Genomic DNA, 13,456 nt, shown 5'->3' with positions numbered 1-13,456 from the left:
TTACAGTGTTCCAAGATCGCTTGACGGCGTCTCTCTTTTAAATAACTATATATGCATATTCGGATATAGGTATGTATATGCTTCCACATCAGTTCTTCAAACTTCTTTCCGACGAGACTCGTGTGCGTTGCTTAATGCTGGTGGTTCGTGAAGGGGAAACCTGTGTTGGTGATTTGGCTCATGCATTACAACAAAGCCAGCCCAAGATTTCTCGCCATCTGGCCCAGCTAAGATCGAATGGTATTTTAGTTGATAAACGTCAGGGGCAATGGGTGTACTACGAGCTGTCCGATCAATTGCCAGGATGGATGCAAAAATTGGTTGATGACTTGGTCGCTTCGAACTGCTTGAAGAAAGAGTACCAAGAAGATATTTCACGATTGCATGATAAAGCTCGTGCAGCTTGCTGTTAACAGCGGGTGTTCTCAGTTTATAGGTTTGAAAAGGTAGAAAATTATGACGATTAAAGTAGGTATTAACGGTTTTGGTCGAATTGGCCGTTTGGCATTGCGCGCTGCGTTTGATTGGCCAGAACTAGAGTTCGTACACATCAACGACGTCGCGGGTGATGCAGCGACTCTTGGCCACTTACTTGAGTTCGATTCCGTTCAAGGTCGTTGGAACCACGCAGTGCAAGTTGAAGGCACAGACATGGTGATCAACGGTAAGCGCATTACGACTTCACAAGAGCGTGATATTGATGCAGTGAACTGGGGTCAATGTGATGTTGTGATTGAAGCAACGGGCGTTCATCGCAAAACCTCATTCCTAAACAAATACCTAGAACAAGGCGTAAAACGTGTTGTTGTTAGCGCACCAGTGAAAGAAGACGGCGTAGCTAACATCGTAGTGGGTGTGAACGACCACATCTTCGACCCAGCGCAGCACCGCATCGTCACTGCAGCGTCTTGTACAACGAACTGTATTGCACCAGTCGTGAAAGTGATTCACGAGAAACTGGGCATTGAACAATCGTCATTCACAACGATTCACGATTTAACCAACACACAAACGATTCTGGATGCGCCGCACAAAGACCTACGTCGTGCACGTGCATGTGGCATGAGCCTAATCCCAACCACAACGGGCAGTGCAAAAGCGATTGTGGAAATCTTCCCTGAATTAAAAGACAAGATTAACGGTCACGCAGTTCGTGTCCCTCTAGCAAACGCCTCACTCACAGACATCATTTTTGATGTGAAACGTGATACCACAGCAGAAGAAGTCAACGCACTGCTGAAAGAAGCTTCTGAAGGCGAGCTAAAAGGCATTCTTGGTTTTGAAGCGCGTCCTTTGGTTTCTATCGATTACAAAGGCGACCAACGTTCAACGATCGTTGATGCGCAATCAACCATGGTTGTGGGTTCTCGTATGGTGAAGATTTACGCTTGGTACGATAACGAAATGGGTTACGCGACGCGTACGGCAGAATTGGTTCGTAACGTTGGTATGGCATAAGGAGTTTTAAGATGTCTCATCCTACATGGCAATTAGATTTAGAAACGGGCGCTTTGGTACTGACTCCATGTCCTGGTACCAAAGGTGTTGAACTGCAAGCTTCGCTAGAGCAGCTAAAAGCGCAAGGCGTAGAAGCGATTGTTACTGCTCTGGATAATGCTGAACTAGCAGCAAAAGACGTGTCTGAACTGGGTGAATTAACCCAACAGTTGGGCATGAAATGGTTCCAAATTGAGATTGAAGATGACTGTGCTCCGGGCGAAGAGTTCGCGGCAAAATGGTCACAAGCGAGTCCTGAACTGCATGCGATTCTTGCTCAAGGTGGCAAGGTTGCAATGCACTGTATGGGTGGCTCTGGTCGCACAGGTTTGTTTGCTGCGCACCTACTGTTAGAGAAAGATTGGGCGCTAGAAGACATCGTACGTGAAGTGCAAGCTCTGCGTCCTGGTGCTTTCACTAAACCAGTACAAGTTGAGTACATCGAGCATGTAGCTCAAAACGCTTGATCAGCTTATAGAGCTTTTGGAACATCATGATCTAAAAGCTCTCTTTATGCCGTAATGGCTTACCAATTTATGTGATTCTTTCTTACTGATATTATGTTTAACTCATTGTTTATTAATGGGTAATATTTAGATTTCTTATCAGTTCTTGTTTCACAATTTAGCGCCAGTATTGAGATGGCTTAATGCTGGTGTTCAGGTCATAGAGCATTTGGAACATCATGATCTAAATGCTCTAAACGCTGTACATCTGAGGTCGTTATGATTTCAAAACTAAGCAAAAGTATCCGTCAGTATATGCTGGTGACGTTCAACTACTGGAACTTCACCGTGACGGATGGTGCACTCCGTATGTTGGTGGTGCTTTACTTCCATGACTTAGGCTACTCAAGCTTAGCCATTGCTTCGCTGTTCCTTTTCTATGAATTTTTTGGCGTAGTGACCAACTTGGTTGGTGGTTGGCTAGGTGCTCGACTTGGTCTCAACAAAACCATGAACGTCGGCTTAGGGATGCAGATTTTTGCCTTGCTGATGTTGGCTGTGCCCAATGCTTGGTTGACCATTCCTTGGGTAATGGCGGCGCAGGCTATTTCAGGTATCGCCAAAGATTTGAATAAGATGAGTGCCAAAAGTGCGATTAAAACTTTGGTGCCGGACGAGCAACAAGGTGCACTTTACAAATGGGTTGCGATCTTGACGGGTTCGAAAAACGCGTTAAAGGGCGCAGGCTTCTTTATTGGTGGTTTGTTGTTGTCGGCGTTTGGCTTCCAAACTTCGATGATCATCATGGCAAGTGTGCTGGCTGTTGTGTTTGTATGCAGCGTGATCTGGCTAGAAGCGGATATGGGTAAGGCGAAGAGCAAACCTAAGTTCCGTCAAATTTTCTCTAAGTCAGAATCGGTGAACATTCTTTCCGCTGCACGTATGTTCCTATTTGGCGCTCGTGATGTGTGGTTTGTTGTTGCACTCCCGATTTATCTTGGCAGCGTGTTTGGGTGGGATCACCTGATGGTAGGCGGCTTCCTTGCGGCTTGGGTGATTGCTTACGGATTCGTTCAAGGTTTTGCGCCTCGTATTACTGGCAAAGCGCAAGGTAGAGTGCCAGATGGCAGCGCGGCATTAATTTGGGCAGGTATCCTTGCCGTCATCACTGGTGCGATTGCTTATGGCGTGCAAATCGGTTGGCAACCAGAGCTTGTTATTGTGGTGGGCTTGATGATTTTCGGCGCTGTGTTTGCGGTGAACTCATCTCTGCACTCTTACCTGATCGTTAGTTATGCGAAGGGCGATGGAGTATCACTGGATGTCGGTTTCTACTACATGGCGAATGCGATGGGACGTTTGATCGGTACAGTGTTGTCTGGTTGGATTTATCAAGAAGCGGGTCTAGCGGCATGTCTGTGGGTGTCATTTGCTTTCTTAGCGCTAACGACGGTCATCTCTATCAAGCTACCAAAAGCCAAAGTGGCGACGGCTTAAATCGACTTACGATTCAGAATAAAAAATGGCTCCGCTTTGGGAGCCATTTTTGTTTTTACGATTCAGTATCGCAAATCAGCAAGTCTTGCCTATGGGCAAAGACGACCTTGTTGTGCTGGTTGCGTCATTTCCATATCACCTTTCAGTGAGCGGTAAACGATGGTGTTCCATACTTCACCATTGTCCATTTCGAATTCAATCGCGTAGTTCAGACCATTCACCACTTGAGTTCGTACGCTTAAGATCTCTTTTAGCTTAGCTGCGGTATTCATTTGGCCAAGAACAAAGTCGAGTGCTTGCTGAGCTTCAGGTGTTACTTCACCTTGTGACCAACCGCCCGCAAGATTTTCAGCGTTGCAGATAGGGTTCGCTTCCGGTTGCGATTGTTTTGGTGCCACGGTCTCTTCCTTTTGATTACATCCAGCTAAAGCCACTACACAAACCAGTGATGCTAATAATGTTTTCTTCATAAAGACCTCTCTTAATCATTTGTTCAGCATCCTAATGGATTAAATAGGCTAAATCTGTTTCATATCCGAGAAAATTTAGGGCTGCTGATCTCACTTCACAATGGATGTTGGGGGTATCTATTTTGCGAGTGAATAATATTTGTACGTCATAACAGAGTTAAAAATAAGCAAAAACAGGTTCTTAACTATTCCGCTGGATGATAATTGCTCTATGCTATAGACGTAAAGCTAATCAAGGTAGTGAAGGGTATGAGAGAAAGGGTTCTGTTTTTCGACTTATTACGTTGTGTCGCGGCAGTGGCAGTGATCGCTATTCATGTGTTAGCGCCATATCGTTATGAGCTGGGCGTGATTCCACTTGATCAATGGTTAACGGCGGTTGGCGTAAACAGTGTGACTCGCTGGGCGGTACCCGTATTCATTTTGATCACTGGTGCGCTGATGCTCAGTGATACTCGTCCTTTTGATGCCAAGTACTACGTTAAACGGCGTTTAGGTAAAGTGTTGGTGCCTTTCTTAGTATGGTCGATGTTCTATGCGTATTTGTCTGGTTGGACAGCACAAGGCTTTGATGCTGACACAGTAAAAGAAGTGGTGAGTAACAGCCCACATCACGCGACTTACTATCACCTCGGATTCTTCTATTACTTTATTCCGCTCTATTTTGTTATTCCGTTATTCCAATGGATGGTACGCAATACCGATGACAACGTTATCTACGCTTATTTGGCGTTATGGTTGTTCAGCAGTTCTTTATTTCTCTTCAAAATAGACGGTCCATGGAGCAATCAATACTGGCTTTATATGGGGTATTTGCCTCTCGGCTATGTGCTATTTAAAAAGGTTCCACTTAATCGCTCTACAGTATCGCTCGTTACGGGGTTAGGCTTAGTCGCTTTGGTTGTGACTTTCACTATGGTTGTGAGCAATAGCTTGGAAGCCGAGAAATACACAGTAGGGCGCTGGTTCTCATATAAAACATTGAATGTGATTTTAGCGGCGTCAATGATCTTTATGCTGTGTCGTTACTTTGGTGAGGGGTTAGCCCCTAAAGCACAAAAAGTGGTGAGTTTTATTAGCCAATACAGTTTAGGTATTTATCTATTACACCCCATTTTTTTATGGCCAATGAAAGCCTTTGAGTGGTATCACGGCCATCCAGCATGGGTGATTCCTGTGTGGATTGTGTTGAGTGGAGCAGGAGCCTTGGCAATGAGTTATCTGTTCTCTAAGTCCGCCAAGACTCGTTGGTTATTGCCGTAGGTTAGCGTTTTACAGCGAAGTGTAAGAACTTATCGCCACGGTAGGTCAGTGTGCCTTTATCACCTGGATTGAGCGCATGGTAATAGTGCACACCGATTTGAAACTCGCGCTTTGGTCCGATAGGCCCACGTTGTACATAAATCCAATATTCTTGATCGTCTTGACCAGGCTCAGCGTCCGGTACGTCTATTGCTTGTTTGTCGAGTACGGTGACTTGTGCGCTTTGCTCAGGCGCGTTCTCGCCGAAATAGTGCTTACTGTAAAAGCGAAAGAACACCCATGCCCCCAGAGCAATCAGGGCAAATAGAGCCAAAATAAGTGAGATTGGCATGATAACCTCCAATGTTTCATTGGCACCTATTTTACAGAACTCCCTGATTAAACTATGAGTTGAGATAAATTATTCGTGATCTAGTAAAGGGGATGTGGGTTTTATTCGGCGCACTTCACATTTTATATGCGCAGAAGAGCACAAATTAGCAGGAAATGTGCACCTCTTAACTCGAAAAACCTCTAAATTTGTAGAAGAATAAGTGAACGAACAAAGGAAAGATCAGTGAAGGAAGGTTACGATGTCAGATATTGAGAAAGTAGTCATGCGTACCCGAACGATTGAAAAGCTCTTGCGAACGCAGTATCACGCAGAGGGGAAAGGGTTACACCAACTGATCACCAGTTGTGAAGAACGTTTGCCACACGACGTTGTTGCAAAACTGCGTTTTATTGCGACCGTTCGAAATAAGGTTGTCCATGAAGAGGGCTATAAACTGGATGATCGAAAGGGTTTTTTAGCCGCTTGCGATGCGTGCGAGAAAGAGTTGACGCCAAGAAGTTCTCGCTTTATCTGGCGAGTAGCAATTTTGTTGATGGCTCTCATTACGCTTGCCGCTCTTGGCTTCTACTACATGCATTGGGATATTTTGTCGAAACATCTATAAACAGTGTATGTCGAATAATAAAAAAGGGACGCGATTGCGTCCCTTTTTTATTTTAAACAGTAACTTAGTACATCATTGGCAGCGTCATTAAACCCATAACTACTGCAATCATTACCAGCCCCTGTTTTTGAGATGAAGAAATCATAACACTACCCCTTTAATCCTTGATGAACTCGATGTAAATAATATAGCACTGTTTTTGAGCTTTGATCAACTTTAAAGCGTGAAACTTTTCAAAAAACACACTTAACTTGATTGTTTTTACCTTAATTTGACCAATGAAACTGTGTTTTTTGTGCTGCTTCATAAGTGTGCGTTGTGTCTAAATGTTCTTCGCTTTCGAGTTTAAGTTGTTGATTTTAATGTGTTAAATATAGTTACACTAATGGTCTTATTGTGTTTATTTTATATGTGGCTGGTTTGGGTTTTGATTTTTGATGAATTTCTCAAAAGTTGAGAAAATTGAGTTTTTATTCTTGCTGGTTAGGGCGAAAGTTTCCAACAGTGGGAGTGATTTCCTATCTGATGAGAAAATTGTCCCGCCATTACCACTTGGGATAGATTTGTGGTGGATAGAGTGTGATTTTAATGACTTATCTGATATGTTTTTAGCTATATCAGTTAGTTATGTTTGGTTGCTTAACTTTTTAATCTAGATAAATACAAGGATTCAGGTGGTTTATATTGCACTGTCTTTGCCTGTTTTAGACGCTTTAAGTCCAGAGGTCGTGGATTTCTGTTTTGTGTTTCTTATTTGTTCATAACGTTTGTATGGCAATCAATTTGATGGTTTCTTTGACAACTTTTCTGTTGGACCTATTTTGTTTGTATCGACGTTTAGCACGAGCTTACGCTTTGATGTTGTAGGAGAAAAAAGAGATGAAACATAGATAAAGAATGTGCCTTGAGTTAGGTGTGAAAGTCATGCGATTCGCTATCGAGATCCAACTTTCGTTGATTGTGTCTTTACATCAAGATTGGTCTACCTAGACTAGCGACGGGGTTATGTAGAAGGTGTAGGTGTCATGTGGAGTTGGCTGGCAATAGGACTATCTGGGTTGTATTCCGTGTTGGGGGCAAAGCAAGCCAATTTGCCACAGTCTCTACTGTTTAAAGTACTGACGCTGTTATTGCTATTGATCCTAGTACTGACAGAGGGACCTTCCGCATCTCAGACTTACTGGATTGTAGGTGGTCTGTTAGTGTCTATGTTTGCAGATACCCTGCATTCATTTAAATCTCGGAAGTCTTTCTATTTTGTTAGTTATTTGCTCGCTCAGTTGCTTTATAGCCAAGCTTTCTGGGTTCAATTGAACGGTGAGATTATCTGGTGGTTACTAGCACTACTGCTTGCAGCAAGTGTTGTTGCTTTCTTCTTGTTGCTTCCTCAACTTGATTCTTTAGTTTTCCCTGTTGTTGTCATGGGTGTTGTCCTGGTTTTTCTTGCTTGGTTAGCGGGCGAGGTGTGGCTTCAGGTTGCAACTCGTGGGGCAGCTTTCGGGTTTCTCGGTACCTTGGTTATGATAGGCTCCGCATTGACTTACGCCATTCACGGCTACCGTAAGCCGATGAAACGTGCGTATCTTTGGGTGAGTGGTAGCTATTTCTTCGCTCATGCTTTAATTGTGGCTTCTGTCATTTACTAACGCAGGTCAAAGTAACAATCGCTAACTTGAGTAAACTGATGGGATTAAATTTGATGATTGGAGTCAATGATGAGTGAGATTCACGCGCATAACCTGTTAAACCTACTGAATGAAATCCCAATGAACCGTGATGAGCTAGCGACTTACTTTGGTACTGATGTTCGTTTTCATACGTGCAAACTCAATGATTTAGATTTAGATGCGTTACTAGAGTTTTTGCTAAAACGTGAAAAGATTCATGAGCATGAGGGCAAGTTCATCGTCAACAAAGCACGTATTTGTAACCACTAATTTACTCATGATGGGCATCGTTTTTCTTTGTTATTTCTTGATGACGTAGAAAACAGCGTTAATTGAGCACAAGATCAATACTGTAAAAAAGCCGCTCAGTTTGAATTGAGCGGCTTTTGTCTATCTTTTGGCATCTATTTGTCGATGCTTACATCATGTGCTTACGACGAATGTCGAGTAACGCGAAAATACCAAAAATTAGAATGGAGTATTTCTCCCAAGCGCTCATCTTAATTTTGTCACCAAACGCACCGATGAAGATCGCCATTTGTAATCCATGCATCATGAATAGGAACGCAGCCATGATGTAAAGAGCGATGGCCGCTTTGCCTGGGAATGGCATAAAGATGTTGAGAATCAATATAAACCAGACAAAAGCGATCGCAGCTTTCGCCAATATCAGTAGTGCTTTCATTTAACTTTCCTTTTAAATTGAGGCGTTAAGATTGGGAGCGTTCGTATAGGCGGTAACTTACTTGCCCCGCGGTTTTCTCGCGATGCAATTGCCAGTTATCCGGAAGCCCAGCAATATTCAGCTCTTTTTCTGTTTCAATATAAATCATGGCATCTTCAGCTAACCAACCGTTTTGCTCTAGCAAGGTCACGGTTTCATCCAGTAACCCTTTGCGGAACGGTGGATCGATGAATACGACATGGTATGGCGTACCTGGTTGTTGTAAAAAGCCCAGTGCGTCAGTGTTCACGACGTTAATATTATTTGCGTTCAAAGAGGCAATATTTTTTTGCAGTTGCTGAAATGCTTGAGGATTGAGCTCAATCATAGTGACAAGCTCTGCTTGGCGAGAAGCCGATTCAAAGCCTAAACCGCCAGAACCAGCAAATAGGTCGAGACATTTCGCTTGAGGTACGTCTTGAGCTAGCCAATTAAATAGTGTTTCTTTTACGCGATCGGTGGTTGGACGCAAACCTTCTGCATCATGAACAGGGAGCTTTCTACCTCTCCATAAACCACTAATAATGCGAACAAAGCCCGTTGTTGGCTTTTTTTGTGAGGAGTTTTGCTGGCGACGTCTTGACATAGATTTTTTGACCGCTAATAAAGTGATACTATACCCAATTGCCCAAGCATTGAGCGAGGGTACAGCCCAGAATATTCATGATGACAGAGTGTAACATTAATAAGATTAGAATCATCTAATTGGAAAGTTAGCACAACTTTGTCATCAGGCTTTTCTGAATCAGTCATTCTGTTTTTAGAAAAGCGTACTTAAATAGATAAAGAGACAATCTAGGATAGCCCCAGATGACGGAAAAAAAGAAGCGCGGATTACTTTCGTGGCTAGGTTTTGGTGATGAAGAGCAAAGCCAAAAGCCAATGGCTGAAGAATCAGTAAAAGAAGAAGCGGTGGAAGCGCCTGCAACTGAGCAACAAGCGATGGAAGAAGTCGTTGCTGAACAAGTTGATGAAAAAGCAGTTGTTGAAGAAGAGCCTAAGGGTACCGAAACTGTCCCAGCAGAAGCAGAAGCAGAAGCAGAAGCAGAAGCAGAAGCAGAAGCAGAAGTACCTGTTGCACCTCGCGTTCAAGAGCAAGAAAAACCAACAGAAAGTTTCTTTGCGCGTCTTAAGCGCAGTCTAAGCCGTACTAAAGCCAATATCGGTGCGGGCTTTTTTGGTTTGTTCAGTGGCAAGAAAATCGATGATGACTTGTTCGAAGAGCTGGAAGAGCAGCTATTGATTGCTGACGTGGGAATGAACACCACAACGAAAATCATCAACAACCTGACTGAAAAAGCATCTCGTGGTGATCTTAAAGACGGAGAGGCCTTGTATGGTCTGCTGAAAGAAGAAATGGCTGAAATTCTCGTTAAGGTAGAAAAGCCGTTGGAAATTGACAGCAGCAAAACACCTTACGTTATCTTAATGGTTGGCGTAAATGGTGTCGGTAAGACAACGACGATTGGTAAATTAGCGAAGCAATTCCAGAATCAAGGCAAGAAAGTCATGCTGGCGGCTGGCGATACTTTCCGCGCAGCAGCGGTAGAGCAGCTGCAAGTCTGGGGTGAACGCAATAATGTGCCAGTGATTGCTCAGCATACTGGTGCGGATAGTGCATCTGTTATTTACGATGCGATTGAAGCGGCAAAAGCACGTGGCGTAGATGTCGTCATTGCTGACACAGCGGGTCGTCTGCAAAACAAAGCGAACCTAATGGAAGAGCTGCGTAAGATTGTACGTGTGATGAAGAAGATTGATGACTCTGCGCCACACGAGATCATGCTGACGCTAGACGCAGGTACAGGTCAAAATGCGATTAGCCAAGCGAAACTTTTCAGTGATGTTGCACCTCTAACCGGGATTACATTGACTAAGCTGGATGGTACTGCAAAAGGCGGTGTTATCTTTGCTATTGCAGATCAGTTTGAGATTCCAATTCGCTACATTGGTGTTGGTGAGGGTATTGAAGACTTGCGTCCATTTGAAACTCAAGAGTTTATTGACGCTCTGTTTAGTCGTGAAGAGTAACAAGAGTTAGAGGAAATCAACGGTGATCAAATTTCAGCAAGTGAGCAAGGCTTACCGAGGTGGTCGACAAGCTCTGCAGAAAGTCGACTTTCACTTAAGGCGCGGTGAGATGGCGTTTTTAGGCGGACATTCTGGGGCAGGTAAAAGTACCTTGTTGAAACTGATATGTGCGATAGAGCGTCCTACCGATGGAAAAATTCATTTTAATGGGCACGATATCACACGCATTTCAAATAAAGACATTCCTTTTTTGCGTCGCAACATTGGGATTGTATTTCAAGATCACCGTTTATTGATGGATCGCAGTGTCTTCGATAACGTGGCACTTCCGATGCGTATCGAATCGATTTCTGAAAATGAAATAAAGCGCCGAGTCTCTGCGGCGTTAGATAAAACGGGCTTGCTTGATAAAGCCCGTTGCTTACCAAGCCAACTCTCAGGTGGTGAGCAACAACGAGTGGGTATCGCACGCGCCGTAGTGAATCGACCTACCTTACTGGTTGCGGATGAGCCTACCGGTAACCTCGACCCTGAACTGTCTAACCGCGTGTTGCGATTATTTGAAGAATTTAATCGTGCAGGTGTGACAATCCTACTAGCAACGCACGACATTGGGTTAGTAAACACTCGCCCACAATATCGTCACTTTGAATTGAACCAAGGCTTCCTAAGTGAGGTAGAAGACTATGGTAGGTAATAAGCGCACCCAAAAGAAAGGCAAAGGCCGAAGTGCCAAGCGTGCTAATACCGACGGTTTTTTCTCTGTCCATATTAAACAAGCAAAATCTTCTTTCGGCGCATTATGGCGTCGGCCTCTTGGTAATATTCTGACTCTTGCCGTGATTTCCATGGCGTTGGCTATGCCTGCATGTTTGTATTTATTAGGCAAGAACGTTGCAGGTGCGGCAGAAGACGTCGCATCGCCATCGCAAGTTAGTGCTTACTTAGTTGAAGGCATGCCTGATGCACGTGTTATGGTGCTAAAAGATCAGATTGAGACCTGGCCATTAGTAAAAGAGGTGGAATACATTTCTCCTCAACAAGGTCTCTCTGATTTGAGCCAGTATGCGGGCTTTGACCAAGCGTTAAGCCTATTAAGCGGTTATGCGCTGCCAGGTGTATTAGTCATTACACCTGATTCAGAGCAAAAAAGTGATATTCGCTCATTGGCAAAAGAAGTGGGTAAGCAACAAGATGTTACTGACGTTAGGCTTGATGAAGACTGGCTTGCACGGCTTGATGCGATCAAAACCCTTGCTGGCATTATTGTCATTACACTGACAATACTGATGTTGGGTGCTGTATTTTTAATCGTCGGCAATACACTACGTTTTAATGTATTGGCGAATAAAGAAGAGATTCAGACCATGAAACTGATTGGGGCAACTGACAGTTTCATTCTCCGTCCTTATTTATACACTGGTATGTGGTTCGGTGTTTTAGGGGCGACCATTGCATGGCTAGTCACAGCATTGATTACGGTGGTGATGAATAATGCGGTGGAGCAATTGGCTGCGTTATATGATAGCCAGTTCCGTTTGATTGGGTTGAGCTGGGATGAATCTTTACTGTTGATCATTACTGGTAGTTTACTAGGCTGTATTGCGGCACGTGTATCTGCACAACGTCACCTGAAAGAAATTGAACCTGTTTAGGTGATTCGGGTCTTATAGTTGGAATTTATTAGCACAAGCTAATTTTTATCTCTTGTTTAGACCATTTGTTTATGGATAATTGCTGACCCAGCTTGAAACTTGTTCATTTTGAGTTCAAGATGACCAAGTTAAATTGCAATGTAATGCTCCAGATCAGAGATTGATGAGGAATTGAATGACAAAAGAAGCGTATCCGATGGCTCTAGTCACGCAAGATAGCCTTGATAGCTATATTCGTTCTGTAAACAGCTACCCAATGCTGACACCAGAAGAAGAGCGTGGACTGGCAGAAAGATTACACTACAATGGTGAGATTGATGCGGCGAAAGGCCTGATCTTGTCACACCTACGATTCGTTGTTCACGTTGCTCGTGGTTACTCTGGCTATGGTTTGCCAATGGCAGATCTAGTGCAAGAGGGCAACATTGGCCTAATGAAAGCGGTTAAGCGCTTTAATCCTGAAGTGGGTGTTCGCCTTGTCTCATTCGCCGTTCACTGGATCAAAGCAGAGATCCATGAATACGTACTGCGTAACTGGCGTATCGTTAAGATCGCAACAACCAAAGCGCAGCGTAAATTGTTCTTCAATCTGCGTAAGTCGAAAAAGCGTTTAGGTTGGTTCAATAATGGTGAAGTCGAAACGGTTGCCCGTGAACTAGGTGTTGAGCCATCTGAAGTCCGTGAAATGGAATCTCGCCTTGCAGCGATAGATTCAACTTTTGATATGCCAATGGATGAAGATGACAGCTCCAACTCATACACCGCTCCTATGGTGTATTTAGAGGATAAATCTTCTGATGTGGCGGATAACATTGAAGCGGCTAACTGGGAAACACACACTAACAATCGTTTAGGTCACGCATTAGCAAGCCTCGACGAGCGCAGTCAACGCATTGTTCGTTCTCGTTGGTTAGATGATGAAAAAGCAACGCTGCAAGACCTTGCTGATGAGTTTGGGGTGTCTGCTGAGCGTATTCGTCAGTTAGAAAAGAATGCGATGAAGAAACTTAAACTGGCTGTTGGCGAGTTCTAACTTCCATTTCTATCGACAATAAGATTTTCATAAAAAGCCGAGATCATGCGATCTCGGCTTTTTTATTTTCGATCGAAAATCGATAACGGTTGCGATCAAGTTTATCTGTGCTACCTGTGTATAACTCTGTGAAGTAATTATTCATCAACTGTTCGAAAGCCGGGCAAAATAAGGCTTTGACGAGGTTTGTCATTTGGGGATAGTTCCAGATATACACACAGTTAGATCAAGATCA

General features: G+C 43.8%; 16 protein-coding genes. 12 read left to right on the top strand and 4 right to left on the bottom strand.

Translation table 11 applies throughout. From position 1 onward, the window contains the following. Nucleotides 1–77: 77 nt before the first annotated feature. From VA249_RS14080 to arsJ, 4 genes are all read left to right on the top strand, one after another. A complete protein-coding gene (locus VA249_RS14080) occupies nucleotides 78–413 on the top strand; it encodes a metalloregulator ArsR/SmtB family transcription factor (RefSeq protein WP_221068336.1) in 336 nt (111 codons plus the stop codon). A 43-nt stretch (nucleotides 414–456) separates the two neighbouring features. After that, a complete protein-coding gene (locus tag VA249_RS14075; RefSeq protein WP_221068335.1) occupies nucleotides 457–1,458 on the top strand; it encodes an ArsJ-associated glyceraldehyde-3-phosphate dehydrogenase in 1,002 nt (333 codons plus the stop codon). A gap of 11 nt (nucleotides 1,459–1,469) precedes the next feature. Beyond that, complete coding sequence (locus VA249_RS14070; protein ID WP_221068334.1) at nucleotides 1,470–1,964, top strand: cyclin-dependent kinase inhibitor 3 family protein; 495 nt, start codon at nucleotides 1,470–1,472, stop codon at nucleotides 1,962–1,964. 258 nt (nucleotides 1,965–2,222) lie between these two features. After that, complete coding sequence (gene arsJ, locus VA249_RS14065) at nucleotides 2,223–3,440, top strand: organoarsenical effux MFS transporter ArsJ (RefSeq protein ID WP_221068333.1); 1,218 nt, start codon at nucleotides 2,223–2,225, stop codon at nucleotides 3,438–3,440. Nucleotides 3,441–3,529: 89 nt separating this feature from the next. Here arsJ and VA249_RS14060 read toward each other — a convergent pair whose 3' ends face one another. Next, the gene (locus VA249_RS14060) at nucleotides 3,530–3,910 is read right to left on the bottom strand and encodes a cystatin domain-containing protein (protein WP_221068332.1); all 381 of its coding nucleotides are present in this window, start codon (nucleotides 3,908–3,910) and stop codon (nucleotides 3,530–3,532) included. A 249-nt stretch (nucleotides 3,911–4,159) separates the two neighbouring features. On the opposite strand from VA249_RS14060, the gene VA249_RS14055 reads away from it, so the two are divergent. Beyond that, complete coding sequence (locus VA249_RS14055; protein ID WP_221068331.1) at nucleotides 4,160–5,173, top strand: acyltransferase; 1,014 nt, start codon at nucleotides 4,160–4,162, stop codon at nucleotides 5,171–5,173. 1 nt (nucleotide 5,174) lies between these two features. Here VA249_RS14055 and VA249_RS14050 read toward each other — a convergent pair whose 3' ends face one another. Further along, nucleotides 5,175–5,504, bottom strand: coding sequence for a DUF2500 domain-containing protein (locus VA249_RS14050; protein ID WP_128809866.1), 330 nt, complete (start codon nucleotides 5,502–5,504; stop codon nucleotides 5,175–5,177). Nucleotides 5,505–5,745: 241 nt separating this feature from the next. On the opposite strand from VA249_RS14050, the gene VA249_RS14045 reads away from it, so the two are divergent. The 3 genes from VA249_RS14045 to VA249_RS14035 all read left to right on the top strand — a co-directional run bounded on the left by VA249_RS14045 (nucleotide 5,746) and on the right by VA249_RS14035 (nucleotide 8,048). Beyond that, on the top strand, nucleotides 5,746–6,111 hold the full coding sequence (locus tag VA249_RS14045) for a DUF4145 domain-containing protein (protein WP_128809867.1): 366 nt from the start codon (nucleotides 5,746–5,748) through the stop codon (nucleotides 6,109–6,111). Nucleotides 6,112–7,136: 1,025 nt separating this feature from the next. Next, nucleotides 7,137–7,757, top strand: a complete 621-nt coding sequence (locus VA249_RS14040; protein WP_221068330.1) for a lysoplasmalogenase family protein — start codon at nucleotides 7,137–7,139, stop codon at nucleotides 7,755–7,757. Between the two features lie 69 nt (nucleotides 7,758–7,826). Further along, nucleotides 7,827–8,048 carry a YecH family metal-binding protein gene (locus tag VA249_RS14035; protein WP_221069960.1) on the top strand — a complete coding sequence of 74 codons (222 nt, stop codon included), beginning with the start codon at nucleotides 7,827–7,829 and terminating at the stop codon, nucleotides 8,046–8,048. Nucleotides 8,049–8,196: 148 nt separating this feature from the next. Here VA249_RS14035 and VA249_RS14030 read toward each other — a convergent pair whose 3' ends face one another. Both VA249_RS14030 and rsmD read right to left on the bottom strand, forming a co-directional pair. Continuing rightward, nucleotides 8,197–8,463 carry a DUF1145 domain-containing protein gene (locus VA249_RS14030; RefSeq protein WP_099080949.1) on the bottom strand — a complete coding sequence of 89 codons (267 nt, stop codon included), beginning with the start codon at nucleotides 8,461–8,463 and terminating at the stop codon, nucleotides 8,197–8,199. 25 nt (nucleotides 8,464–8,488) lie between these two features. Continuing rightward, a complete protein-coding gene (rsmD, locus tag VA249_RS14025) occupies nucleotides 8,489–9,088 on the bottom strand; it encodes a 16S rRNA (guanine(966)-N(2))-methyltransferase RsmD (protein ID WP_221068329.1) in 600 nt (199 codons plus the stop codon). Between the two features lie 224 nt (nucleotides 9,089–9,312). Between rsmD and ftsY the strand changes: the two genes are divergently transcribed. From ftsY to rpoH, 4 genes are all read left to right on the top strand, one after another. Further along, nucleotides 9,313–10,533 carry a signal recognition particle-docking protein FtsY gene (gene ftsY / locus VA249_RS14020; protein ID WP_221068327.1) on the top strand — a complete coding sequence of 407 codons (1,221 nt, stop codon included), beginning with the start codon at nucleotides 9,313–9,315 and terminating at the stop codon, nucleotides 10,531–10,533. 22 nt (nucleotides 10,534–10,555) lie between these two features. Then, the gene (gene ftsE, locus VA249_RS14015) at nucleotides 10,556–11,230 is read left to right on the top strand and encodes a cell division ATP-binding protein FtsE (protein ID WP_005535654.1); all 675 of its coding nucleotides are present in this window, start codon (nucleotides 10,556–10,558) and stop codon (nucleotides 11,228–11,230) included. Beyond that, the gene (ftsX, locus tag VA249_RS14010) at nucleotides 11,220–12,188 is read left to right on the top strand and encodes a permease-like cell division protein FtsX (protein ID WP_128809872.1); all 969 of its coding nucleotides are present in this window, start codon (nucleotides 11,220–11,222) and stop codon (nucleotides 12,186–12,188) included. Before ftsE ends, ftsX begins: the two co-directional genes overlap by 11 nt. 175 nt (nucleotides 12,189–12,363) lie before the next feature. Continuing rightward, nucleotides 12,364–13,221 (top strand): RNA polymerase sigma factor RpoH, encoded by an 858-nt coding sequence (gene rpoH / locus VA249_RS14005; RefSeq protein ID WP_128809873.1) that lies wholly within the window; start codon nucleotides 12,364–12,366, stop codon nucleotides 13,219–13,221. Nucleotides 13,222–13,456: the final 235 nt, after the last annotated feature.

Origin of the sequence: Vibrio alfacsensis (genome assembly GCF_019670485.1) — a bacterium.
GTDB classification, from domain to species: Bacteria; Pseudomonadota; Gammaproteobacteria; order Enterobacterales; family Vibrionaceae; genus Vibrio; species Vibrio alfacsensis.
Note: the sequence above shows the minus strand (reverse complement) of the source record. Positions and strands in the feature narration are given on the sequence as shown.

What these genes read in the sequence shown, in the direction of transcription:
- VA249_RS14080 (WP_221068336.1), top strand. Translation starts at nt 78, where the DNA reads ATGCTTCCACATCAGTTCTTCAAACTTCTTTCCGACGAGACTCGTGTG.
- VA249_RS14075 (WP_221068335.1), top strand. Translation starts at nt 457, where the DNA reads ATGACGATTAAAGTAGGTATTAACGGTTTTGGTCGAATTGGCCGTTTG.
- VA249_RS14070 (WP_221068334.1), top strand. Translation starts at nt 1,470, where the DNA reads ATGTCTCATCCTACATGGCAATTAGATTTAGAAACGGGCGCTTTGGTA.
- arsJ (WP_221068333.1), top strand. Translation starts at nt 2,223, where the DNA reads ATGATTTCAAAACTAAGCAAAAGTATCCGTCAGTATATGCTGGTGACG.
- VA249_RS14060 (WP_221068332.1), bottom strand. Translation starts at nt 3,910, where the DNA reads ATGAAGAAAACATTATTAGCATCACTGGTTTGTGTAGTGGCTTTAGCT.
- VA249_RS14055 (WP_221068331.1), top strand. Translation starts at nt 4,160, where the DNA reads ATGAGAGAAAGGGTTCTGTTTTTCGACTTATTACGTTGTGTCGCGGCA.
- VA249_RS14050 (WP_128809866.1), bottom strand. Translation starts at nt 5,504, where the DNA reads ATGCCAATCTCACTTATTTTGGCTCTATTTGCCCTGATTGCTCTGGGG.
- VA249_RS14045 (WP_128809867.1), top strand. Translation starts at nt 5,746, where the DNA reads ATGTCAGATATTGAGAAAGTAGTCATGCGTACCCGAACGATTGAAAAG.
- VA249_RS14040 (WP_221068330.1), top strand. Translation starts at nt 7,137, where the DNA reads ATGTGGAGTTGGCTGGCAATAGGACTATCTGGGTTGTATTCCGTGTTG.
- VA249_RS14035 (WP_221069960.1), top strand. Translation starts at nt 7,827, where the DNA reads ATGAGTGAGATTCACGCGCATAACCTGTTAAACCTACTGAATGAAATC.
- VA249_RS14030 (WP_099080949.1), bottom strand. Translation starts at nt 8,463, where the DNA reads ATGAAAGCACTACTGATATTGGCGAAAGCTGCGATCGCTTTTGTCTGG.
- rsmD (WP_221068329.1), bottom strand. Translation starts at nt 9,088, where the DNA reads ATGTCAAGACGTCGCCAGCAAAACTCCTCACAAAAAAAGCCAACAACG.
- ftsY (WP_221068327.1), top strand. Translation starts at nt 9,313, where the DNA reads ATGACGGAAAAAAAGAAGCGCGGATTACTTTCGTGGCTAGGTTTTGGT.
- ftsX (WP_128809872.1), top strand. Translation starts at nt 11,220, where the DNA reads ATGGTAGGTAATAAGCGCACCCAAAAGAAAGGCAAAGGCCGAAGTGCC.
- rpoH (WP_128809873.1), top strand. Translation starts at nt 12,364, where the DNA reads ATGACAAAAGAAGCGTATCCGATGGCTCTAGTCACGCAAGATAGCCTT.